General features: G+C 62.2%; 23 protein-coding genes and 1 tRNA gene. 13 read left to right on the top strand and 11 right to left on the bottom strand.

Going from position 1 to position 21,111, the window contains the following annotated elements; all coding sequences use genetic code 11:
- Positions 1-24: 24 nt before the first annotated feature.
- Positions 25-204 carry a hypothetical protein gene (locus LJX93_RS08860; RefSeq protein ID WP_033696799.1) on the top strand — a complete coding sequence of 60 codons (180 nt, stop codon included), beginning with the start codon at positions 25-27 and terminating at the stop codon, positions 202-204.
- A 201-nt stretch (positions 205-405) separates the two neighbouring features.
- Here the strand turns inward: LJX93_RS08860 and LJX93_RS08855 are convergent.
- Positions 406-493 (bottom strand) — tRNA-Ser (locus LJX93_RS08855).
- A gap of 133 nt (positions 494-626) precedes the next feature.
- Between LJX93_RS08855 and LJX93_RS08850 the strand changes: the two genes are divergently transcribed.
- The 8 genes from LJX93_RS08850 (at position 627) to LJX93_RS08815 (ending at position 6,422) form a co-directional block, all read left to right on the top strand.
- Positions 627-1,298: a Bax inhibitor-1/YccA family protein gene (locus tag LJX93_RS08850; protein ID WP_033696755.1), complete on the top strand. Its 672-nt coding sequence runs from the start codon at positions 627-629 to the stop codon at positions 1,296-1,298.
- 189 nt (positions 1,299-1,487) lie between these two features.
- A complete protein-coding gene (locus tag LJX93_RS08845) occupies positions 1,488-2,867 on the top strand; it encodes a nucleobase:cation symporter-2 family protein (protein ID WP_033696754.1) in 1,380 nt (459 codons plus the stop codon).
- Positions 2,868-2,984: 117 nt separating this feature from the next.
- Positions 2,985-3,377, top strand: coding sequence for a sulfurtransferase complex subunit TusD (gene tusD, locus LJX93_RS08840; protein WP_033696753.1), 393 nt, complete (start codon positions 2,985-2,987; stop codon positions 3,375-3,377).
- 1 nt (position 3,378) lies between these two features.
- The gene (gene tusC / locus LJX93_RS08835) at positions 3,379-3,738 is read left to right on the top strand and encodes a sulfurtransferase complex subunit TusC (protein WP_033696752.1); all 360 of its coding nucleotides are present in this window, start codon (positions 3,379-3,381) and stop codon (positions 3,736-3,738) included.
- Positions 3,738-4,034: a sulfurtransferase complex subunit TusB gene (gene tusB, locus LJX93_RS08830; protein ID WP_033696751.1), complete on the top strand. Its 297-nt coding sequence runs from the start codon at positions 3,738-3,740 to the stop codon at positions 4,032-4,034. The genes tusC and tusB overlap by 1 nt, the downstream gene beginning before the upstream one ends.
- Positions 4,031-4,366 (top strand): TusE/DsrC/DsvC family sulfur relay protein, encoded by a 336-nt coding sequence (locus tag LJX93_RS08825; RefSeq protein WP_033696748.1) that lies wholly within the window; start codon positions 4,031-4,033, stop codon positions 4,364-4,366. The genes tusB and LJX93_RS08825 overlap by 4 nt, the downstream gene beginning before the upstream one ends.
- Complete coding sequence (locus LJX93_RS08820; RefSeq protein ID WP_227696960.1) at positions 4,363-5,364, top strand: glycosyl transferase family protein; 1,002 nt, start codon at positions 4,363-4,365, stop codon at positions 5,362-5,364. Before LJX93_RS08825 ends, LJX93_RS08820 begins: the two co-directional genes overlap by 4 nt.
- 95 nt (positions 5,365-5,459) lie before the next feature.
- Complete coding sequence (locus LJX93_RS08815) at positions 5,460-6,422, top strand: glutathione S-transferase family protein (protein WP_033696746.1); 963 nt, start codon at positions 5,460-5,462, stop codon at positions 6,420-6,422.
- 34 nt (positions 6,423-6,456) lie between these two features.
- Here the strand turns inward: LJX93_RS08815 and cysG are convergent, their stop codons facing one another.
- The 7 genes from cysG to LJX93_RS08780 all read right to left on the bottom strand — a co-directional run bounded on the left by cysG (position 6,457) and on the right by LJX93_RS08780 (position 14,391).
- Positions 6,457-7,848: a siroheme synthase CysG gene (gene cysG / locus LJX93_RS08810; RefSeq protein WP_033696745.1), complete on the bottom strand. Its 1,392-nt coding sequence runs from the start codon at positions 7,846-7,848 to the stop codon at positions 6,457-6,459.
- Positions 7,849-9,129, bottom strand: a complete 1,281-nt coding sequence (gene serS, locus LJX93_RS08805; protein WP_033696744.1) for a serine--tRNA ligase — start codon at positions 9,127-9,129, stop codon at positions 7,849-7,851.
- A 30-nt stretch (positions 9,130-9,159) separates the two neighbouring features.
- Positions 9,160-9,534: a fluoride efflux transporter CrcB gene (gene crcB, locus LJX93_RS08800; RefSeq protein WP_033696741.1), complete on the bottom strand. Its 375-nt coding sequence runs from the start codon at positions 9,532-9,534 to the stop codon at positions 9,160-9,162.
- Positions 9,531-10,856, bottom strand: a complete 1,326-nt coding sequence (locus LJX93_RS08795) for a replication-associated recombination protein A (protein ID WP_033696740.1) — start codon at positions 10,854-10,856, stop codon at positions 9,531-9,533. Before LJX93_RS08795 ends, crcB begins: the two co-directional genes overlap by 4 nt.
- Before the next feature lie 12 nt (positions 10,857-10,868).
- The gene (gene lolA, locus LJX93_RS08790) at positions 10,869-11,492 is read right to left on the bottom strand and encodes an outer membrane lipoprotein chaperone LolA (RefSeq protein ID WP_033696739.1); all 624 of its coding nucleotides are present in this window, start codon (positions 11,490-11,492) and stop codon (positions 10,869-10,871) included.
- 61 nt (positions 11,493-11,553) lie between these two features.
- A complete protein-coding gene (locus tag LJX93_RS08785) occupies positions 11,554-14,070 on the bottom strand; it encodes a DNA translocase FtsK (protein ID WP_371856424.1) in 2,517 nt (838 codons plus the stop codon).
- Positions 14,071-14,157: 87 nt separating this feature from the next.
- Positions 14,158-14,391 carry a hypothetical protein gene (locus tag LJX93_RS08780; RefSeq protein WP_143500745.1) on the bottom strand — a complete coding sequence of 78 codons (234 nt, stop codon included), beginning with the start codon at positions 14,389-14,391 and terminating at the stop codon, positions 14,158-14,160.
- Between LJX93_RS08780 and aat the strand changes: the two genes are divergently transcribed.
- The 3 genes from aat (at position 14,384) to infA (ending at position 16,150) form a co-directional block, all read left to right on the top strand.
- Complete coding sequence (gene aat, locus LJX93_RS08775; RefSeq protein ID WP_047581837.1) at positions 14,384-15,064, top strand: leucyl/phenylalanyl-tRNA--protein transferase; 681 nt, start codon at positions 14,384-14,386, stop codon at positions 15,062-15,064. The genes LJX93_RS08780 and aat overlap by 8 nt on opposite strands.
- 57 nt (positions 15,065-15,121) lie before the next feature.
- The gene (locus LJX93_RS08770) at positions 15,122-15,829 is read left to right on the top strand and encodes an arginyltransferase (protein ID WP_033696734.1); all 708 of its coding nucleotides are present in this window, start codon (positions 15,122-15,124) and stop codon (positions 15,827-15,829) included.
- Positions 15,830-15,931: 102 nt separating this feature from the next.
- Complete coding sequence (gene infA / locus LJX93_RS08765; protein ID WP_002553999.1) at positions 15,932-16,150, top strand: translation initiation factor IF-1; 219 nt, start codon at positions 15,932-15,934, stop codon at positions 16,148-16,150.
- Between the two features lie 155 nt (positions 16,151-16,305).
- Here the strand turns inward: infA and clpA are convergent, their stop codons facing one another.
- Together clpA and clpS are read right to left on the bottom strand one after the other, a co-directional pair.
- On the bottom strand, positions 16,306-18,576 hold the full coding sequence (gene clpA / locus LJX93_RS08760; protein WP_033696733.1) for an ATP-dependent Clp protease ATP-binding subunit ClpA: 2,271 nt from the start codon (positions 18,574-18,576) through the stop codon (positions 16,306-16,308).
- Between the two features lie 30 nt (positions 18,577-18,606).
- Positions 18,607-18,969: an ATP-dependent Clp protease adapter ClpS gene (clpS, locus tag LJX93_RS08755; protein ID WP_003251220.1), complete on the bottom strand. Its 363-nt coding sequence runs from the start codon at positions 18,967-18,969 to the stop codon at positions 18,607-18,609.
- Positions 18,970-19,199: 230 nt separating this feature from the next.
- On the opposite strand from clpS, the gene cspD reads away from it, so the two are divergent.
- The gene (cspD, locus tag LJX93_RS08750) at positions 19,200-19,460 is read left to right on the top strand and encodes a cold shock domain-containing protein CspD (protein ID WP_033696731.1); all 261 of its coding nucleotides are present in this window, start codon (positions 19,200-19,202) and stop codon (positions 19,458-19,460) included.
- 69 nt (positions 19,461-19,529) lie between these two features.
- Here cspD and icd read toward each other — a convergent pair whose 3' ends face one another.
- Entirely contained in the window at positions 19,530-20,786 is a 1,257-nt protein-coding gene (gene icd, locus LJX93_RS08745) for an NADP-dependent isocitrate dehydrogenase (RefSeq protein WP_033696730.1), read from the bottom strand.
- Positions 20,787-21,111: the final 325 nt, after the last annotated feature.

Here is a 21,111-nt window from a genome sequence, read left to right as displayed (position 1 = left end):
TGCCATTCGCCGTTGGAAGCGCCCATGAATAAATTGATCCTACCTGCCGCCATCTTCTTTAGCGTGCTCATCGCCGGCAAGCTAGCCGAGCACTTCGGGCTTGAGGGCAGCTGGAAAATCGGCTTGCTCTGCCTCGTGGCAGCGGCCGTGCAGATCGCGGTTTCGCGTTTGCAGCGCATGCAGCAGCAAAAAGCCCAACGCTGACTCGCCTTCTGCCTCTGGTTTTTCCACCTTAGCAGGGGCGCTTTCGCGGGCTTTCTTTCGCCCCTTGAAGTGAGAATCAATATTCCAGTTAGGAAAACATCGCTTCATAGCAGACCGGTCAGCGGCCAACTGGGTGCACTTGATGACAATTTTTGCATGCCCAAAAACGCAAAAAGCCCTGAATAATCAGGGCTTTGAATATGGCGGAAGCGTAGAGATTCGAACTCTAGGATAGTTGCCCATCGACGGTTTTCAAGACCGTTGCCTTAAACCACTCGGCCACGCTTCCAGCTCGTTTTGCGGCCGCCATAATACCGTAATGAAACACGCTGTCAAACTCTCTATGTCGCCGGTTGCAGGAGCTCTGATAGACTCCTAGCATCTGAACGTCTGAAACCACAGGTTTACCAAGGAGTGTCGCCATGCGCGAACAGGATTACGCCGTACACCACGGCCAGCAGGTCGAGCAGCAGGAGATCAGCAAGGTCCTGCGCAACACGTACAGCCTGCTGGCACTCACCCTCGCCTTCAGCGGTGTTATGGCCTTCGTTGCCCAGCAGATGCGTGTCGGCTACCCGAATATTTTCGTGGTGCTGATCGGCTTCTACGGGCTGTTCTTCCTCACCAACAAACTGCGTGATTCGGCCTGGGGCATCGTGTCCACCTTTGCCCTCACCGGCTTCATGGGCTTCATCCTCGGCCCTATCCTCAACCGCTACCTGGGTATGGCCGGTGGCGCTGAAGTGGTCAGCTCGGCCTTCGCCATGACCGCGCTGGTGTTCGGTGGTCTGTCGGCCTACGTGCTGATCACCCGCAAGGACATGAGTTTCCTCAGCGGCTTCATCACCGCAGGCTTCTTCGTGCTGCTGGGTGCAGTGGTTGCCAGCTTCTTCTTCCAGATCAGCGGCCTGCAACTGGCGATCAGCGCTGGCTTCGTGCTGTTCTCGTCGGTCTGCATCCTGTTCCAGACCAGCGCGATCATCCATGGCGGTGAGCGTAACTACATCATGGCGACCATCAGCCTGTATGTATCGATCTACAACCTGTTCGTCAGCCTGCTGCAGCTGTTCGGCATCATGGGCCGCGACGACTGATTGCGATTGGTCGAATGCAGTAAAAGGAAAGCCCGCTTCGGCGGGCTTTTTCATGTGCAGAGATTGACCTAAAAGTCAGCTTATTGGGTGAATAGCCACCGATCATGCTGCCATCGTGCTTGCCACTACCCCTGACGCGCCTCAGCCCGTAGAATGCGCTCCTTTTTTCTCCCAGGGCAGCTTTGTGCAATGAGCTCACACGAACACAGCCCAGGCGCATCGGCGCCTGCCAATGAACTGGTGCTTGGCCTTGAGGACAAGCCGCGGCTGCTGATCGGCCTGCTGGCGGCGTTGCAGCATCTGCTTGCGATCATCGTACCAATCGTCACGCCGGGCCTGCTGATCTGCCAGGCGCTTGGCGTTTCGGCACGTGACACCAACCTGATCGTGTCGATGTCGCTGGTGATCTCCGGTATCGCCACCTTCGTCCAGTGCAAGCGCTTCGGGCCGTTCGGTGCGGGGCTGCTGATTGTCCAAGGCACCAGCTTCAACTTCGTCGGGCCGCTGATTGCCGGTGGCGCGTTGATGGTCAAGCAAGGCACGCCGGTTGAAGGCGTGATGGCAGCCATCTTCGGCGTGGTGATTGCGGGCTCCTTCGTGGAAATGGGCGTGTCGCGCATCCTGCCGTTCGTCAAACGTCTGATCACCCCGCTGGTGACCGGCATCGTCGTGCTGATGATCGGCCTGACCCTGATCAAGGTCGGCCTGATCAGCATGGGCGGCGGCTTTGGCGCGATGGCCAATGGCACTTTCGCCAATGGCGAGAACCTGCTGCTGTCGGGTGTGGTGCTGGCGATCATCGTCATCCTCAACCGCATCCCGGTGGTCTGGATGCGCAGCTGCGCCATCGTCATCGCCCTGGCGGTCGGTTATGCACTGGCCGGCTATCTGGGCCGCCTGGACTTCACCGGCATGCACGAGGCCGCGCTATTCCAGGTGCCAACACCTTTGCACTTTGGCCTCAGCTTCTCGTGGGCGCTGTTCATTCCGATGCTGGTGATCTACCTGGTGACGTCGCTGGAAGCCATCGGTGACGTCACGGCTACCAGCAAGGTCTCGCGCCAGCCAGTCGAAGGCCCGGTGTGGATGCAACGGATCAAGGGCGGGGTGCTGGTCAACGGCGCCAACTCGCTGCTGGCTGGCCTGTTCAACACCTTCCCCAGCTCGATCTTTGCCCAGAACAATGGCGTTATCCAGCTGACCGGCATCGCCAGCCGCCACATCGGCATCTGGATCGCTGTCATGCTGGTGCTGCTGGGCTTGTTCCCATCGGTTGCCGGGGTGATCCAGGCGGTACCGGAGCCGGTGCTCGGTGGCGCAGCCATGGTCATGTTCGGCGCGGTAGCGGCCTCGGGCATCAACATTCTGGCCAGCACTCAGCTGGACCGTCGCGCCCTGCTGATCATCGCGGTATCGCTGGCGCTGGGCCTGGGTGTGGCTCAGGTGCCAGAGTTTCTGGCCCACATGCCAGCGGCGATCCGCAATGTGCTGGAGTCCGGCGTCGCTACCGGCGGTATCTGCGCCTTGGTACTGAACTGGTTCCTGCCAGAGAGTAAAGAGCGCGCCTGATCACTCGGCGCCTCAGTTGAAAAGCCCACCCCTTTGCGCAAGGCCACAAGGCCCTTGCATGAGCGGGGATGGGCTTTTTTGCTTTATCATGGCGGCATTCCCTTGCATGAGTTGTCCATGAAATTCGCTATCGCGGTATTTTCCCCGGCCCATGCGCCCTCCTCGCGCCGCGCGCTGCGCTTTGCCGAGGCGGTGCTGGCCGGCGGGCATGAGATTGCCCGGCTGTTCTTCTACCAGGACGGGGTACACAGTGCCTCGGCCAATGTGGTTACCCCTCAGGATGAGCTGGATGTCGCCGCCCAATGGCGCACCTTCATCGACAGCCACCAACTGGACGCTGTGGTGTGCATTGCCGCCGCCCTGCGCCGTGGCGTGCTCGACGAAGCCGAGGCCAGCCGCTATCAACGCCCGGCCGCGAACCTGCCCAAGCCCTGGGAGCTGTCGGGGCTCGGCCAACTGCACGAGGCGGCGCAGAGTGCCGATCGCCTGATCTGCTTCGGAGGCGATTGAAATGGCCAAGTCCTTGTTGATCATCAGCCGCCAGGCCCCCTGGAACGGCCCATCGGCCCGCGAAGCGCTGGACATCGCATTGGCCGGGGGCGCGTTCGACCTGCCGCTGGGCATGCTGTTCCTCGATGACGGTGTGTTCCAGCTTGCCCCAGGCCAGCAGCCCACCGCCCTGCAACAGAAAAACCTTGGCGCCAACCTGCAGGCCTTGCCGATGTTCGGCGTAGAAGCACTGTTCGCCTGCAGCCACAGCTTGCGCCAGCGCGGCCTGGCAGCCGACACCCTGGAACTGCCCGTACAAGTGCTGGACGACGCGGCCCTGGCTGCATTGATCGCCCGTTTCGACCAGGTGGTAACGCTCTGATGACGACCCTGCATGTAATTGCCCATTCGCCCTTTGGCGACAACCGGCTGGCCAGCTGCCTGCGCCTGCTAGGTGCCGACGATGCACTGCTGCTGTGTGGCGATGCGGTCTATGCACTGCACGCCGGCAGCGAACCACAGCGCCTGTTGCAGGGCGCAAACCTCAGCCAGCGCCTGTTCGCCCTCGACGAAGACCTACAAGCCCGCGCAGTTGCCAACCACCTGGCCACGCCCGTGGACTACGCCGCATTCGTCCAGCTGTCACTGCATTACGACAAGGTCAACAGCTGGTTATGAGTACCCTCAATGTTGGTGATCAGCCGATTGCCTTGGACAAAGACGGTTTTCTGGTCGACCTGCAAGACTGGTCACCGGCCGTTGCCAATGCCCTCGCCGCACGCGAAGGCATCCCGTTGACCGAGGACCACTGGGCAATCCTCGAACTGCTGCGCCAGTTCTACCAGGAATTCCAGCTCTCCCCGGCCACACGCCCACTGATCAAGTACACCGCCCTCAAGCTGGGGCCCGAAAAGGGCAACAGCGCGCACCTGAACCGCCTGTTCAACGGCACTCCCGCCAAACTTGCCGCCAAGCTGGCGGGCCTGCCCAAGCCGACCAACTGCATATGATCGAACCACGCCCGCTCACCCTGCAAACCCCCGCCGAACACCCGTTCGCCGAATTCGTGCGCATACTTGGCAAAGGCAAGCGCGGCGCGCGCGGCCTGACCCGCGAGGAAGCCCATGCAGCAATGACCTTGCTGTTGGAGGACAAGGTCGAAGACGCTCAACTGGGTGCCTTCCTGATGCTGCTACGCCACAAGGAAGAAAGCGCCGAGGAACTGGCCGGCTTCACCGAGGCCCTGCGCGCGCACCTGCAGGCCCCGCACATCGCCGTGGACCTGGACTGGCCCACCTATGCCGGCAAGAAACGTCACCTGCCCTGGTACCTGCTGGCCGCCAAGTGCCTGGCCAACAACGGCGTGCGTATCCTGATGCATGGTGGCGGTGCCCATACCGCCGGGCGCATGTACACCGAACAACTGCTTGCACTGCTGCATATCCCACTGTGCCGTGACTGGTCGGCAGTCGGTACCGCGCTCGACCAGCAGCGCCTGGCGTTCCTCCCGCTGCAGGACTGGGCGCCGCAGTTGCAACGCATGATTGATCTGCGCAACACCCTGGGCCTGCGGTCGCCGATTCATTCGCTGGCACGGGTACTCAACCCGCTGGGCGCACGCTGCGGCCTGCAGAGCATCTTCCACCCGGGCTACCAGGCGGTGCACCGCGAAGCCAGCCGCCTGCTCGGCGACCACGCCGTGGTGATCAAGGGCGACGGCGGCGAAATCGAAGTCAACCCCGACGTCATCAGCCACCTCTACGGCACCACCGCTGGCGAGGCCTGGGATGAAGAGTGGCCAGCCCTGAGCGAACGGCGTCACGTCAAACCGCCTAGCCTGCAACCGCAGCAGCTGCTTGCCGTGTGGCAAGGTGATGCCGAGGACAGTTACGGCGAAATGGCGGTGGTCGCCACCATGGCTTTGGCCCTGCGCGGCCTTGGCCAGCATCGTGAAGACGCCTTCGCCACCGCGCGCCGTTACTGGAGCGAACGCAACACATCGATTTAATCGATCAAAGACCCCGAGTCTTTGCGCTATTTGTTCGAACGATATTCCCTAGACTGGGCTCCAACGACAAACAACTTTGTTCCAAGGAGCTCAGCATGGGCCTTTTGATCGACGGCCGCTGGCACGACCAGTGGTATGAAACAGGCAAAGACGGTGCCTTTAAACGCGAAAACGCCCAGCGCCGCAACTCCCTGCCCGCGCCTGAAGCCGGCCGCTATCACCTGTACGTCTCGCTGGCTTGCCCATGGGCCCACCGCACCCTGATCGTGCGTGCGCTCAAGGGCCTGGAGCCGCTTATCGATGTGTCGGTGGTGAGCTGGCTGATGCAAGAAAACGGCTGGACCTTCGACCAGCAGCAGGGCTCCAGCGGCGATCACCTCGACGGCCTCGAGTTCCTGCACCAACGCTATACCCAGGATGACCCGCATTACACTGGGCGTGTCACCGTGCCGGTGCTCTGGGACAAGAAAGAGAAGCGCATCGTCAACAACGAATCGTCCGAGATCATCCGCATCTTCAACAGTGCTTTCGACGAGTTGACCGGCAATCGCCTGGACCTGTACCCAGAGCCGTTGCGCCCAACGATCGATGCACTGAACGAGCGGATCTACCCAGCGGTGAACAATGGCGTATACCGCGCAGGTTTCGCCACGACGCAGGACGCGTACGAAGCGGCATTCGACGAGGTGTTCAATGAGCTGGCTCATCTGGAAGCGCTGCTGAGCCGCCAGCGGTACCTGGCTGGTGAGTACCTGACCGAGGCCGATGTGCGCCTGTTCACCACACTGGTGCGCTTCGACGCGGTGTATCACGGGCACTTCAAGTGCAACCTGCGGCGCCTGGCCGATTACCCGAACCTGTCAAACTGGTTGCGCGAGCTGTACCAGTGGCCAGGGGTGGCGCAGACGGTGGATATGGAGCACATCCAGAAGCACTATTACATGAGCCACAAGACCATCAACCCGAATGGGATCGTGCCCAAGGGGCCGCTGCAGGAGTTTGGCCTGGCGCATGATCGGGAGCGTTTGGCGGGGCATGGGATATGGCTTAATAGCTGATAACGCCGGGGCCGCAAAGCGGCCCCGTTCGATTTCAGCTTTGTTGCGACCCTTCAAACCAAGCCAGCTTCTCACGCAACTGCACCACTTCCCCGACAATCACCAGGGTCGGCGCATGCACTTCATGCCGGGCGACCAGGCCCGGCAAATCCGCCAGGGTACCGGTGAACACCCGCTGATTACGCGTCGTCCCCTGCTGCACCAGCGCCGCAGGTGTGCTGGCCGCACGCCCATGACGAATCAGCTCGGCGCAAATGGTCGGCAAGCCCACCAGCCCCATGTAGAACACCAGGGTCTGGTTCGGCGCCACCAGGTCATTCCAAGGCAGGTTACTGGTCCCGTCCTTCAGGTGCCCGGTCACGAAGCGCACCGACTGCGCATAATCGCGATGGGTCAGCGGGATGCCGCCGTAGGCAGAGCAACCACTGGCCGCAGTAATACCCGGTACCACCTGGAACGGGATGCCCTGCTCGGCCAGTTCCTCGATCTCCTCGCCACCCCGCCCAAAGATGAACGGATCGCCACCCTTGAGCCGCAGCACACGCTTGCCCTGCTTGGCCAGGTCGACCAGTAGACGGTTGATCTGGTCCTGCGGCACGGCATGCTCGGCGCGGCGCTTGCCCACGTAGATACGCTCGGCATCACGCCGGCACATCTCGATGATGGCCGGGGCCACCAGGCGGTCGTACAGCACTACATCGGCCTGCTGCATCAGGCGCAAGGCACGGAAGGTCAGCAAGTCCGGATCGCCCGGCCCCGCGCCTACCAGATACACCTCACCGCCCTGCTGCACCGGCGCACCCTCGACCATCGCCTGCAACAAGCGCTCGGCCTCGGCGCCCTGCCCGGCCAGCTGGCGCTCGGCAACCGGGCCCTGGAATACGTTTTCCCAGAAACCGCGACGCTGGTTGACGTCCGGGTACAGGCGTTTGACCTGGTGCCGGAAACGCGCGGCCAACCCGGCCAGTTCGCCGTACGCCGAAGGGATCCACGCCTCCAGCTTGGCGCGGATCAAGCGCGCCAAGACCGGCGCATCACCGCCACTGGAGACAGCCACCACCAACGGCGAGCGGTCGACGATGGCCGGGAAGATCACCGTGCACAGGGCCGGCGCATCCACCACATTGACCGGCAGGTTGAGCGACTGGGCATCGGCCGACACCTGGGCGTTGAGCCCAGGGTCGTCGGTGGCCGCGATCACCAGCCGGCAACCGACCAGGTCGGACGCCTGATAACCGCGCACCAGCACCTCACCGCCACCTTCCCGGGCCAATGCAGCCAATTGGCCATCAACCTCGGGCGCCACCACGCGCAGCGCGGCGCCGGCATCAGCCAGCAGGCGCGCCTTGCGCAAGGCAATTTCACCGCCACCGACAACCAGTACCCGGCCGCCCTGCAGCTTGTGGAACAGTGGCAGGTAATCCATTTAGCGGATGACCTCGACGCCACCCATATACGGCTTGAGCACCTCAGGCACACGGATCGAACCGTCGGCCTGCTGATAGTTCTCAAGGACCGCCACCAGGGTGCGGCCTACCGCCAGGCCAGAGCCGTTGAGGGTGTGCACCAGCTCTGGCTTGCCGGTTTCCGGGTTGCGCCAGCGGGCTTGCATGCGACGGGCCTGGAAGTCACCGCAGTTGGAGCAGGAGCTGATCTCGCGGTACTTGTCCTGGCTTGGCACCCACACTTCCAGGTCGTAGGTCTTCACCGCACCAAAGCCCATGTCGCCGGTGCACAGCGCCAGTACGCGGTACGGCAGCTCCAGCAGTTGCAGCACACGCTCGGCGTTGCCTGTCAGGCCTTCCAGGGCTTCCATCGACTTGGACGGCTCGACCACTTGCACCATCTCGACCTTGTCGAACTGATGCTGGCGGATCATGCCGCGAGTATCACGGCCCGAAGCGCCGGCTTCACTGCGGAAGCACGGGGTGTGGGCGACCAGCTTGAGCGGCAGCTGCTTGGCATCGAGGATTTCACCCGCGACCAGGTTGGTCAGCGAAACCTCGGCCGTCGGGATCAGGTAGAAGTCGGCTTCGCCTTCACGGGTGATCTTGAACAGGTCTTCCTCGAACTTGGGCAGCTGGCCGGTACCCTGCAGGGCCGGTGCCTGTACCAGGTACGGGGTGTAGTGTTCTTCGTAGCCGTGCTCGCCGGTGTGCAGGTTGATCATGAACTGCGCCAGGGCGCGGTGCAGGCGGGCGATCGGGCCACGCAGCACGGCAAAGCGTGCGCCAGACAGCTTGGCAGCGGCTTCGAAGTCCAGGCCACCGCTGACCTCGCCCAGGGCGACGTGGTCCTTGATCTCGAAGTCGAACGCTGTCGGCGTACCCCAACGGCGCACTTCGACGTTGTCGTCTTCGCTGGCGCCGACCGGCACGCTGGCGTCCGGCAGGTTGGGGATGGTCAGCAGGATGGCGTCCAGTTCAGCCTGGATGCCGTCCAGTTCGACCTTGCCGGCTGCCAGCTCATTGGCCATGCGCTCGACATCGGCCATCAGCGGCGCGATGTCCTCGCCTTTGGCCTTGGCCTGGCCGATGGACTTGGAGCGGGCGTTACGCTCGGCCTGCAGCTGCTCGGTGCGGGTCTGCACCGCCTTGCGGCGTTCTTCCAGTGATTCGATGCGCGCGACATCCAGGCTGAAGCCACGGGAGGCCAGGCGATCCGCCACTTCCTGAAGTTGGCCGCGTAACAGTTTGGAATCGAGCATATCGTTCTCTCGTTATATGTAAGTGTTGGTTCAGAATCGGGTCAGGGACAGGCCGGCCCAGGTCGCGAGCAGCCCGCCCACCACGCTGATACCGGTATAGCCCAAAGCCAGGGGCATCTGCCCGCTTTCCATGAGGCGTACGGTATCGAGCGAAAAAGAGGAAAACGTCGTCAAGCCGCCAAGAAAGCCGACCATCAGGCCGGCGCGCAGCTCGGCCGGCACCATCGGCTTGTGCAAGAACAGGCCGTAGAGCAGGCCGATCAGCAGGCAGCCGATCAGGTTGACCGCCAGCGTACCGAGATAGAAGTGCCGTGGCCAGTGGGCAACCACCCAGTTCGCGGTGGCAAAGCGCAGCAACGTGCCGGCGACACCGCCCGCACTGACGGCGGCGATCAGTGCAATCACGGTTTTCTCCGTTGCCGGGGGCTGCTGCGATCCAGCTCGGCCAGGTGCCGAAGTTTCTCGCCGATCTTCAGCTCCAGGCCACGGGGGACGGGCTGATAGTACTGGCGGGGTTCAAGCTGGTCGGGGAAGTAATCTTCACCCGCCGCGTAGGCATCGGGCTCGTCATGGGCGTAGCGGTACTCATCGCCATAGCCCAGTTGCTTCATCAATTTGGTCGGGGCGTTGCGCAGGTGCAGCGGCACCTCCAGCGAGCCGTGCTCGGCGGCCTCGCGCAGGGCGGTCTTGAAGCCCATGTACACCGCGTTGCTCTTCGGCGCGCAGGCGATATAGGTGATGGCCTGGGCGACTGCCAGCTCCCCCTCGGGACTGCCCAGGCGCTCTTGCACGTCCCAGGCCGACAGGCACAGGCTCAAGGCACGAGGGTCGGCGTTGCCGATGTCTTCGCTGGCCATGCGCACCACGCGGCGGGCGATGTACAGCGGGTCGCAGCCACCATCGAGCATGCGCGCGAACCAGTACAAGGCCGCATCGGGGTTGGAGCCGCGCACCGACTTGTGCAGCGCCGAGATCTGGTCATAGAACGCCTCGCCCCCTTTATCGAAACGGCGGCGGCTGTCGCCGAGCAGGCTTTGCAGCAGCTCGACAGCAATTTCGCTGCCATCTTCAGCCAGGTCCGAGGCATTTTCGAGAAAATTGAGCATGCGTCGGCCATCGCCGTCGGCGGCAGCCATGAGCATCTTGAAGGCCTCGTCGCCAACCCGCAGGTTGTGCTGACCCAGGCCGCGCTCCTCGCTGAGGGCCCGGTCGACCAACTTGCGCAGGGCCGGCTCGTCCAGGCTCTTGAGCACATACACCCGCGCCCGCGAGAGCAAGGCATTGTTCAGCTCAAAGGAGGGGTTTTCAGTGGTGGCGCCGATGAAGATCAGCGTGCCGTCTTCCACATAGGGCAGAAAAGCGTCCTGCTGGGACTTGTTGAAGCGGTGCACTTCGTCGACGAACAGGATGGTCCGACGGCCATACTGGGCCGCCTGCTGCTTGGCCACCTCGACCGCCTGGCGAATTTCCTTGACCCCCGCCAGCACCGCCGAGACGGTTTCGAAGTGGGCATCACAGAACTGCGCCAGCAACCGCGCCAGGGTGGTCTTGCCGACCCCGGGCGGGCCCCAGAAGATCATCGAGTGCAAAGCCCCCTGCTCCAGCGCCTCGCGCAGCGGCTTGCCGCGCGCCAGCAGGTGCTCCTGGCCGACGTACTCGTCCAGGTTGGACGGGCGCAGGCGAGCAGCCAGGGGCTGGGCGACGGGTTCGCTTCGAAACAGGTCCATCACGGGCTCCGCTTACTCCTGGATGATGTCCGCGCCTTTCGGGACATCGAACTTGAACTTGCTGTCCGGCACCGCCTGGTTGGCCTTCACCCCGGTGAACAGGATGTTGGTGCGCTGGCCGACGCTGTCGATCAGTTGCATGTCATTGATCAGGCCCTTGCGGAACGAAACACGCAGCGAGTCGAACAGGGTGTCCTTGGTTTTCGGCTTCAAGGTGAAGTCCATCACTTCGCCCTGCTCCTTGGAGTCGATATCGAAGCTCTGGCTGATCTTCGACACGTCACCGGACAGCAACAACGCCGGGGTCTGGTTCAGGCGCACATCAAGCTTCTTGATGGTGGCCTGTTCCAGGTCCGGGTCCCACAGGGTGACCATCTTGCCATCGGACACCACTACCTGCTCCTGCGGGGCATCGGTATGCCAGTAGAACAGGCCCGGGCGCTTCACGGTCATCTGCCCGGCAGTTTCCTGCAGGCTGGTGCCATCGGCACCCAACGTCAGTTGAGAGAACTTGGCATCGATGGTTTGCGACTTTTCCAGCAACTGGGTCAGGCGCTTTACGTCCAGCTCGCCGGCGTGGGCCGACACAGAGCCCATGGCCAGGGCAGAAACCAACAGCATGCGAATCGCGCGCATGGAAATCCTCGTAGGGCAGTCTATGAACCAGGCGCCCTCGAGGCGCCCGGCAATGTGTTCATCAATCGCGCGGGCCGCCTGGGGCAATCACTTCCCGCGAGCCGTTGCTGTTCATGGGGGTGACCACACCGGCCATCTCCATCGCCTCGATCATGCGTGCGGCGCGGTTGTAGCCGATCTTCAGCTTGCGCTGCACCGCCGAAATGGAGGCTCGACGGCTTTCTAGCACGAATTGCACCGCCTCATCATACAGCGCATCGCTTTCCGAATCGTCGCCGTCACCGCCACCACCACCGCCTTCGAAGCCGCTGCCAGCCTCTTCGACGCCGTTGAGGATGTCGTCGTTGTAGTCCGGCGCGCCACGTAGCTTCCAGGCCTCCACCGTGCGGTGCACTTCGTCGTCGGAAACGAACGCGCCATGCACGCGAATCGGCAGGCTGGTGCCCGGTGGCATGTACAGCATGTCACCGTGGCCAAGCAACTGCTCGGCACCGCCTTGGTCGATGATGGTGCGCGAGTCGATCTTGCTCGACACCTGGAACGCCATGCGGGTCGGGATGTTGGCCTTGATCAGGCCAGTGATCACGTCAACCGACGGACGCTGGGTGGCGAGGATCAGGTGAATACCGGCAGCCCGCGCCTTCTGGGCGATACGCGCGATCAGCTCTTCGACCTTCTTGCCGACGATCATCATCATGTCGGCAAACTCGTCCACCACTACCACGATGGTCGGCAGGGTCTTCAGGGCTGGCGGCTCGTCGTCCATGCTCTCGCGGCGGTACAGCGGGTCGTGAATGACCTCGCCGGCTTCCTGGGCATCCTTGATCTTGCGGTTGAAGCCGGCCAGGTTACGCACACCCATGGCGGCCATCAGTTTGTAACGCCGCTCCATCTCGGCAACGCTCCAGCGCAGCGCGTTGGCGGCATCCTTCATGTCGGTGACCACCGGGCACAGCAGGTGCGGGATGCCTTCGTAGATCGACAGTTCGAGCATCTTCGGGTCGATCATGATCAGCCGCGCATCTTCGGGCCCGGACTTGAACAGGATCGACAGGATCATCGCGTTCACACCCACCGACTTACCGGAGCCAGTGGTACCGGCGACCAGCAGGTGCGGCATCTTGGCCAGGTCGGTGATGACCGGCTTGCCGCCGATGTCGTGGCCCAGGGCCAGCGCGACCGGTGATTTGGATTCGTCGAACAGCGGCGACGACAGCACTTCGGAGAAGCGCACCATCTGCCGGTTTTCGTTGGGGATCTCGATACCCACAGTGGTTTTGCCCGGGATCACCTCGACCACCCGTACGCTGGTCACTGCCAGGGAGCGCGCCAGGTCCTTGGCCAGGTTGGCGATACGGCTGACCTTTACCCCGGCCGCTGGCTGGATCTCGTAACGGGTAATGACCGGGCCTGGGTGGATGGAGTCCACCGAGACTTCCACGCCGAATTCCTTGAGCTTGATTTCCAGCAGCTGGCCGACGCCGGCCAGGGATTCTGGCGAATACTCGATCTTCTTCTGCTCGGCCGGGTCGAGGATGGAAATGGACGGCAACGTGCCTTCCACGGCGCTGTCGACGAACAGCGGCGCCTGCTTCTCCTTCATCACCCGCTTGCTCGGTTCCGGCGCCTTGGCCGGCGCGGGCGGGACGATTACCGGGGCCGCAGGTTGCTCGCGGGGCACAACGGCCTCACGCGCCACCACGGGTTCACGCGGCGCAGCAGGCGGCGCGGCTACAGGCCGGGCGGGCACATCGTCACGCTCGACGCTGCGCTCGCGCAGCTGTGGCTTGGCCGGGTCGCGCTTCTGGGCCACCATGGGCGCCACGCCGAAGTCAGGTTCATCGACCTCGCGCAACTGCGCCTCCAGGCGCTTGCGCTCGTTGCGGGCTTCCCACCAGCGGTTGGCGGCGCCTTGCACCAGTTCGAACAGGTCAAGGGTGATCTTGCCGGTAAGGTCCATCACCTTGAACCAGGACAGGTCGGTGAACACCGTCAGGCCAAACAGGAACAAGGCAATGAACATCAGCGTGCTGCCCTGCACGTTCAGCAGGTTGCGCGCCAGCTCGCCCAGGCTTTCGCCCAGGGCGCCCCCGGCAGAGAACGGTATGCTCGCCGGCGGGTGGAAATGGATATGCGCCAGGGCCGCGCCCGACAGCACCAGGAACACCAGCCCGATGAGCCGCCAGGAGAACAGCCAGCCGCTCCATTCCCAGGCCTGGTGGCGTTCGCGGAAGATCTGCAAGGTCTTGATCGCCAGCAGCAGCGGGAAGATGTAGGCGAAATAGCCCAGCACCATGAACAGGATGTCGGCGAAGTAGGCCCCTGCTCGCCCGGCGGCGTTCTGCACCTGGTCGACGTTGCTGGTGTGGCTGAAGCCAGGGTCGGACGTGTCGTAGGTCAGCAGCGCCATCCACAGGTACAGGCACATGGCGCCGACGGCGATCAACGCACCTTCCTTCAGGCGATAGTGCAGCTGCTGCCGCCACAGGGGCACTGGCAAGGGAGCTGGAGTTGCGGTGGATTTCTTCAAAACGCGTCTATTCCTGCGCGTGCTGCGCGTCCAATAGTGATCGGCCAATGCATGGCCAATGAACCACTACTTTTAACATTACTGCCCGTCAGCCGCCATGACGGCGCGCCGCACATGGGCTTGAGGGGGCTACTTTCACTTAGCTGCAATTTGAGCATGCATTTTCTTTTGTGACAAAGGCTTATGCTGTGTTTTTGCACAGGTATGACAGCAAATGTCCCGGATGGTGCCTGTGGCCTCATGAATGTGCAGGAAATTACCTAAACGGTTGCCCGTACCTTGGCGAATGAACGACAGCGATTGACCCTGCTTTTCAGCCGCGCCATGCTGGCCGCTCCCCTCCCCCACCGCACAATAGACCATGCTCACCTGGCTGACCCGCGACTCGCTGACCTTCCCGCCCCTGGAAAAGGCCCTGCATGAACCCAACGGCCTGCTCGCCGCCGGCGGCGACCTGAGCCCCGAACGCCTGGTGCAGGCCTACCGCCATGGCTGCTTCCCTTGGTACCAGGAGGGCCAGCCGATCCTCTGGTGGTCACCCAACCCCCGCACGGTGCTGTTGCCAGATGAGCTGCACGTCTCGCGCTCGCTGGCCAAGTTCATCCGCCAGGGCCACTACCAGGTCACCTTCGACACCGACTTCGCCGCCGTGATCGCCGCCTGCGCCGCACCCCGCGACTATGCCGACGGCACCTGGATCACCGACACCATGCGCGCCGCCTACTGCGAGCTGCACCGTCGCGGCCATGCCCATTCAGTGGAAGTGCGCCAGGACGGTGAGCTGGTCGGCGGCCTGTACGGCCTGGCCATGGGCCGCCTGTTCTTCGGCGAGTCGATGTTCAGCCGTGCCGACAATGCCTCCAAGGTCGGCTTCGTCACGCTGGTCACGCACCTGCGCCAGGCCGGTTTTGTCCTGATCGACTGCCAGATGCCGACCAACCACCTGCACAGCCTTGGCGCCCGCGCCATCAGCCGCGCCGAGTTCGCCGGGTACCTCGCGCGCTACCTCGACCAGCCCAACAGCGCCACCTGGGTTCCCTAGGCGAGTTCCCAGAGCTGGCTTACACTTAAAGGCAAAGTCTCACCGAAGGGGTTGATCATGACAGAGTTGGCGCGGTTGAAGTTCTATGCCACTCAGCCCCACTCCTGCAGCTACCTGCCCGAGGAGCAGGCCACCACGCTGTTTCTCGACCCCAGCCAGCCGATGGACGTGAACGTCTATGCCGACCTGTCTGAAATGGGTTTTCGGCGCAGCGGCGACCACCTTTACCGCCCCCACTGCCAAAACTGCAATGCCTGCGTGCCGGCGCGCATTCCGACGGCGCGCTTCATCCCCAACCGCCAGCAGCGCCGCATCCTCAAGCGCAACGCCGACCTGACCGTGACCGCGGCACGCCCGGCATTCAAGGAAGAGTACTTCGACCTGTACCGGCGCTACATCGAGACCCGTCACGCCGACGGCGACATGTACCCGCCCAGCCGCGACCAGTTCTCCACCTTCCTGGTGCGCGACCTGCCGTTCTGCTGGTTCTACGAGTTCCGCCTGGCAGGGCGCCTGCTGGCGGTGGCGGTGTGCGACCTGCTGCCTAACGGCCTGTCGGCGGTGTACACCTTCTACGAGCCCGATGAAGAGCGCCGCAGCCTGGGCCGTTTCGCCATCCTCTGGCAGATCACCGAAGCCCTGCGCCAGAATCTTGAGGCGGTTTACCTCGGTTACTGGATCAAGAACTGCAAGAAGATGAACTACAAGACGCAGTATCGCCCCATCGAGCTGCTGATCAACCAGCGCTGGGTCACCCTCAACTGAAAGCATTGGCTTGAAACACTATTTTCCGGCATAATCCACGCCACTTTTTTGCCCGGTGCGGTTATGCGTCGGGCCAACACTGGACACCGAGGGCTCAACTGCATGTCGAAAGAAGACAGCTTCGAAATGGAAGGTACTGTCGTCGACACCCTGCCCAACACCATGTTCCGCGTGGAGTTGGAAAACGGGCACGTCGTAACCGCGCACATCTCCGGAAAGATGCGCAAGAACTACATTCGTATTCTCACTGGCGACAAGGTCCGCGTCGAACTGACACCTTACGACCTGAGCAAAGGCCGCATCACTTACCGTGCGCGCTAAGCCCAAGCCATGAAAAAGCCCGGCCATGTGCCGGGCTTTTTTTTGGCTTGGAGAACTGGGAGGGTTTTGCCCTCCTTTCGCGACGCAAGGCCGCTCCTACAGGATCGCGGTAACCTGTAGGTACGGTGAGAAAGGGCCGCATAGCGGCCCCACTGTCACGCCACCTCAGCCGTGGTCTCGAAGTCGAACACCAGTTCGCCATCGCGCAGGTCGACGTGCACCACGCCACCATGTTCGGCCAGCTCGCCAAACAGGATCTCCTCGGCCAGTGGCCGCTTGATCTTGTCCTGGATCAGCCGCGCCATTGGCCGCGCACCCATCTGCACATCGTAGCCCGAGGCCGCCAGCCAGCCGCGGGCGTCATCGCTGACTTCCAGCAGCACACGCTTGTCTTCCAGCTGGGCCTGCAGCTCGATGAGGAACTTGTCGACGATGCTCTTGATCGTCTCGTGGCTCAGGCGGCCAAACTGGATGATGGTGTCCAGACGGTTACGGAACTCCGGTGTGAAGCTCTTGCGGATGACTTCCATGGCATCGGACGCATGGTCCTGATGGGTAAACCCGATCGAAGCCCGCGCCGCGGTTTCAGCCCCGGCGTTGGTGGTCATGATCAGGATCACGTTACGGAAGTCCGCCTTGCGCCCGTTGTTGTCGGTCAGCGTGCCATGGTCCATCACCTGCAGCAGCAGGTTGAAGACTTCCGGGTGGGCCTTCTCGATTTCGTCCAGCAGCAGGACGCAATGCGGCTGCTTGGTGATTGCCTCGGTCAACAGGCCACCCTGGTCGAACCCGACATAACCGGGCGGGGCACCGATCAGGCGCGAAACGGTATGCCGCTCCATGTACTCGGACATGTCGAAGCGCACCAGCTCTACGCCCAGCGCCTTGGCCAGCTGCCGCGCCGCTTCGGTCTTGCCGACACCGGTAGGCCCGGCGAACAGGAACGAGCCGACCGGCTTGTCGGGTGCCTTGAGCCCAGCACGAGACAGCTTGATCGCGGTCGACAGCGAGTCGATGGCAGGGTCCTGCCCGAACACGGTCAGCTTCAGGTCACGCTCCAGGTTACGCAACAGTTCCTTGTCGGAGCTGCTGACATGCTTCGGCGGAATCCGTGCAATCTTGGCGACGATGTCTTCAACTTGCGGCACGTCGATGCGTTTGACCCGGTTCGCCTCTGGCTGCAGGCGCTGGTAGGCACCCGCCTCGTCGATCACGTCGATGGCCTTGTCCGGCATGTGCCGGTCATTGATGTAGCGCGAGGCCAGCTCGGCGGCGGCGCGCAGGGCTTCGTCGCTGTACTCGATGTTGTGATGGCTCTCGAACCGGCCCTTGAGCCCGCGCAGGATGCCAACGGTGTCTTCCACCGAAGGCTCGCTGACATCGACCTTCTGGAAGCGTCGCGCCAGGGCACGGTCCTTCTCGAAGATGCCGCGAAACTCTTGGAAGGTAGTCGAGCCAATGCAGCGAATGTCGCCAGACGACAGCAGCGGCTTGAGCAGGTTGGATGCATCCATGACCCCACCAGACGCCGCACCGGCACCGATGATGGTGTGGATCTCATCGATGAACAGTATCGCCTGCGGGCGTTTGCGCAGCTCGCCGAGCAGCGCCTTGAAACGCTTCTCGAAGTCGCCACGGTACTTGGTGCCGGCCAGCAGCGCACCCAGGTCGAGGGAGTACACCACGCTCTGGGCCAGCAGGTCAGGCACCTGACCGTCGACGATACGCTTGGCCAGGCCTTCGGCAATGGCAGTTTTGCCCACCCCGGCCTCACCCACCAGCAGCGGGTTGTTCTTGCGCCGACGCGCCAGAATCTGCGCGACGCGCTCGACCTCCTGCTCGCGCCCGACCAGCGGGTCGATGCGCCCGGCGCGGGCCAGCTCGTTCAGGTTGCTGGCGTAAGCATCCAGCGGGTTGCTCGACGATGACGTTTCGCCACCGTCCTCGTCCTGCATTTCCTGGTCGCCTTCAGTGTTCGGGCCATGGCCCGGCACCTTGGAAATGCCATGGGCGATGTAGTTGACCACGTCGATCCGGGCCACGCTCTGCTGCTTGAGCAGGAACACGGCCTGGCTTTCCTGTTCGCTGAAGATCGCCACCAGCACGTTGGCGCCGGTCACTTCGCGCTTGCCGGAGCTTTGCACATGGAACACGGCACGCTGCAGCACACGCTGGAAGCCCAGGGTTGGCTGGGTCTCGCGGTCTTCATCGTTGACCGGAATCAGGGGCGTGGTGGAATCGATGAACTCTTGCAGGTCGTGCTTGAGTTTGTCGAGATTGGCGCCACAGGCGCGCAGAACGGTCGCGGCAGCCTCGTTGTCAAGGAGTGCCAGCAGCAGATGTTCGACGGTCATGAATTCATGACGTTTCGAACGAGCCTCCTTGAAGGCCAGATTGAGGGTGACTTCGAGCTCGCGGTTTAACATAGCTTCACCTCATACCCAAGTGGTCGGCGATTAACCGTCCTTCTCGATTTCACAGAGTAGCGGATGCTGGCTTTCCCTGGCGTATTGGTTGACCTGCATAGCCTTTGTTTCGGCGATGTCACGGGTAAACAATCCGCACACTGCCCGCCCCTCGGTATGGACGGTCAGCATGATCTTGGTCGCCAGCTCGCGGTTCAGACTGAAGAACGTCTCGAGCACTTCGACGACGAAATCCATCGGTGTGTAGTCATCATTGAACAAAACCACCTTGTACATCGGTGGCGCCTGCAGGATCGGCTTGGCTTCCTGGACAGCAAGACCTGAGCCGTCGTCCTCATTCGATTGCGGGCGATCCTGATTGAATGTTAGTCGAATCTCACTAGGTGCATGCATGGAAAGAATTTCATCATGATCGACAGGTTAAAGTTGTCGGTTGAGCGCAAAGTTCGCCTACGGCGCACGCGCCGCCTGACCTTGACTATCGGCAAAACGGTGTTACAACCAATAAGAACCCACCGTGGTCGATAAAGATCCGCGCAGTCAACCAGATTTTTCGCATGGTTCGTATGCGGATGAAGTGGATGATACTCCAGTGATGGAGTCCTTTGCAGAGGGACATAGGGATGGCAAGCGGTAAAGTCAAGTGGTTCAACAATGCCAAGGGCTACGGATTCATCAACGAGGATGGTAAATCCGATGACCTGTTCGCTCATTACTCGGCCATCCAGATGGACGGATACAAGACGCTCAAGGCTGGCCAGGCCGTGGAATTCGAAATCATCCAGGGCCCCAAAGGCCTGCACGCGGTCAAGATAATGGACGCCGTTACCGCTGCGGCTGCCAAGGCCCAAAGCCAGACCGCGAGCGAAACCGCCAGAGCCTGAACCCTGCTCCGTGTCGGTATACGAAAAAACCGGTCGCCTCTTTAGCCAAGCGACCGGTTTTCTCTTGCCTCACATATGCTTGATCATCTCATCGCCAAAGCCTGAACTGCCCACCAGCTTCGCCCCTTCCATCAGGCGCTCGAAGTCGTAGGTCACGGTCTTGGCGGCAATCGCGCCGTTGGTGCCCTTGATGATCAAGTCGGCCGCCTCGGTCCAGCCCATGTGGCGCAGCATCATCTCTGCCGACAGAATCACCGAGCCCGGGTTGACCTTGTCCTGCCCGGCATACTTGGGCGCGGTGCCGTGGGTAGCTTCGAACATGGCCACGGTGTCGGACAGGTTGGCGCCCGGCGCGATGCCGATACCGCCCACTTCCGCCGCCAAGGCGTCAGACAGGTAGTCACCGTTGAGGTTGAGGGTGGCGATCACATCGTACTCGGCCGGGCGCAGCAGGATCTGCTGGAGCATGGCGTCGGCGATGGCATCCTTGACGATGACCTCGCGACCGGTCTTGGGGTTGTTGAACTTCATCCAGGGGCCGCCGTCGAGCAGCTCGGCGCCAAACTCATCACGGGCCACCTCGTAACCCCAGTCCTTGAAGGCGCCTTCGGTGAACTTCATGATGTTGCCCTTGTGCACCAGCGTGAGCGATTCGCGGTCGTTGTCCACCACGTATTGCAACGCCTTGCGCACCAGGCGTTTGGTGCCCTCCCTGGAGACGGGCTTGACGCCGATGCCGCAGTCCTGGTCGAAGCGGATCTTGGTGACGCCCATTTCCTCCTTGAGGAACTTGATCACCTTGTTCGCCTCGGGCGAGCCGGCCTTCCATTCGATGCCCGCATAAATGTCTTCGGAGTTCTCACGGAAGATCACCATATCGACATCGCCAGGCTTCTTCACCGGGCTCGGCACGCCCTGGAACCACACCACCGGGCGCAGGCACACGTACAGGTCAAGCTGCTGGCGCAAGGCAACGTTGAGTGAGCGGATGCCACCGCCGACCGGCGTGGTCAGCGGGCCCTTGATCGACACCACGTACTCACGCACCGCATCGAGGGTTTCCTGCGGCAGCCAGGTGTCCTGGTCATAGACCTGTGTGGCCTTCTCGCCCGCGTACACCTCCATCCAGGCAATCTTGCGCTTGCCGCCGTAGGCTTTCTGTACGGCAGCATCCACCACCTTGATCATCACCGGCGAGACATCGACGCCGATCCCGTCGCCTTCGATATAGGGAATGATGGGGTTGTCGGGCACATTGAGCGAATGGTCTGCATTGACGGTGATCTTGGTGCCGTCGGTCGGAACCTTGATTTTCTGGTATCCCATGCTTGCACTACTCCGCTTTCGGGTGTGATTGGACATCGTGCGATCCACTGAGCCTAAACCACATCTGCTGACCTGCAAGCGCTGCGACAACGCGCCACATTGCCCCTACGTCTTTGGTCTTATAAATGGCGCCGATGTCACTTCGCCTTGCTGAATAGCCCGATTGGTTTGATATACTGCGCCGCGACCGTAGGGTCATCGGGGCGAACCCTTGGAAAATGCGGCTCGCCCTTGGCCAAGAACGGCCACGAAGCCTGGGCTGTTACCGCAGTTCAGCACTTGACGCTCGACTGATGCATCCACCATCACCGCTCGCAGCCTCTCG

Origin of the sequence: Pseudomonas sp. HN2-3 (assembly GCF_020691745.1) — a bacterium.
GTDB lineage: Bacteria > Pseudomonadota > Gammaproteobacteria > Pseudomonadales > Pseudomonadaceae > Aquipseudomonas > Aquipseudomonas capeferrum.
Note: the sequence above shows the minus strand (reverse complement) of the source record. Positions and strands in the feature narration are given on the sequence as shown.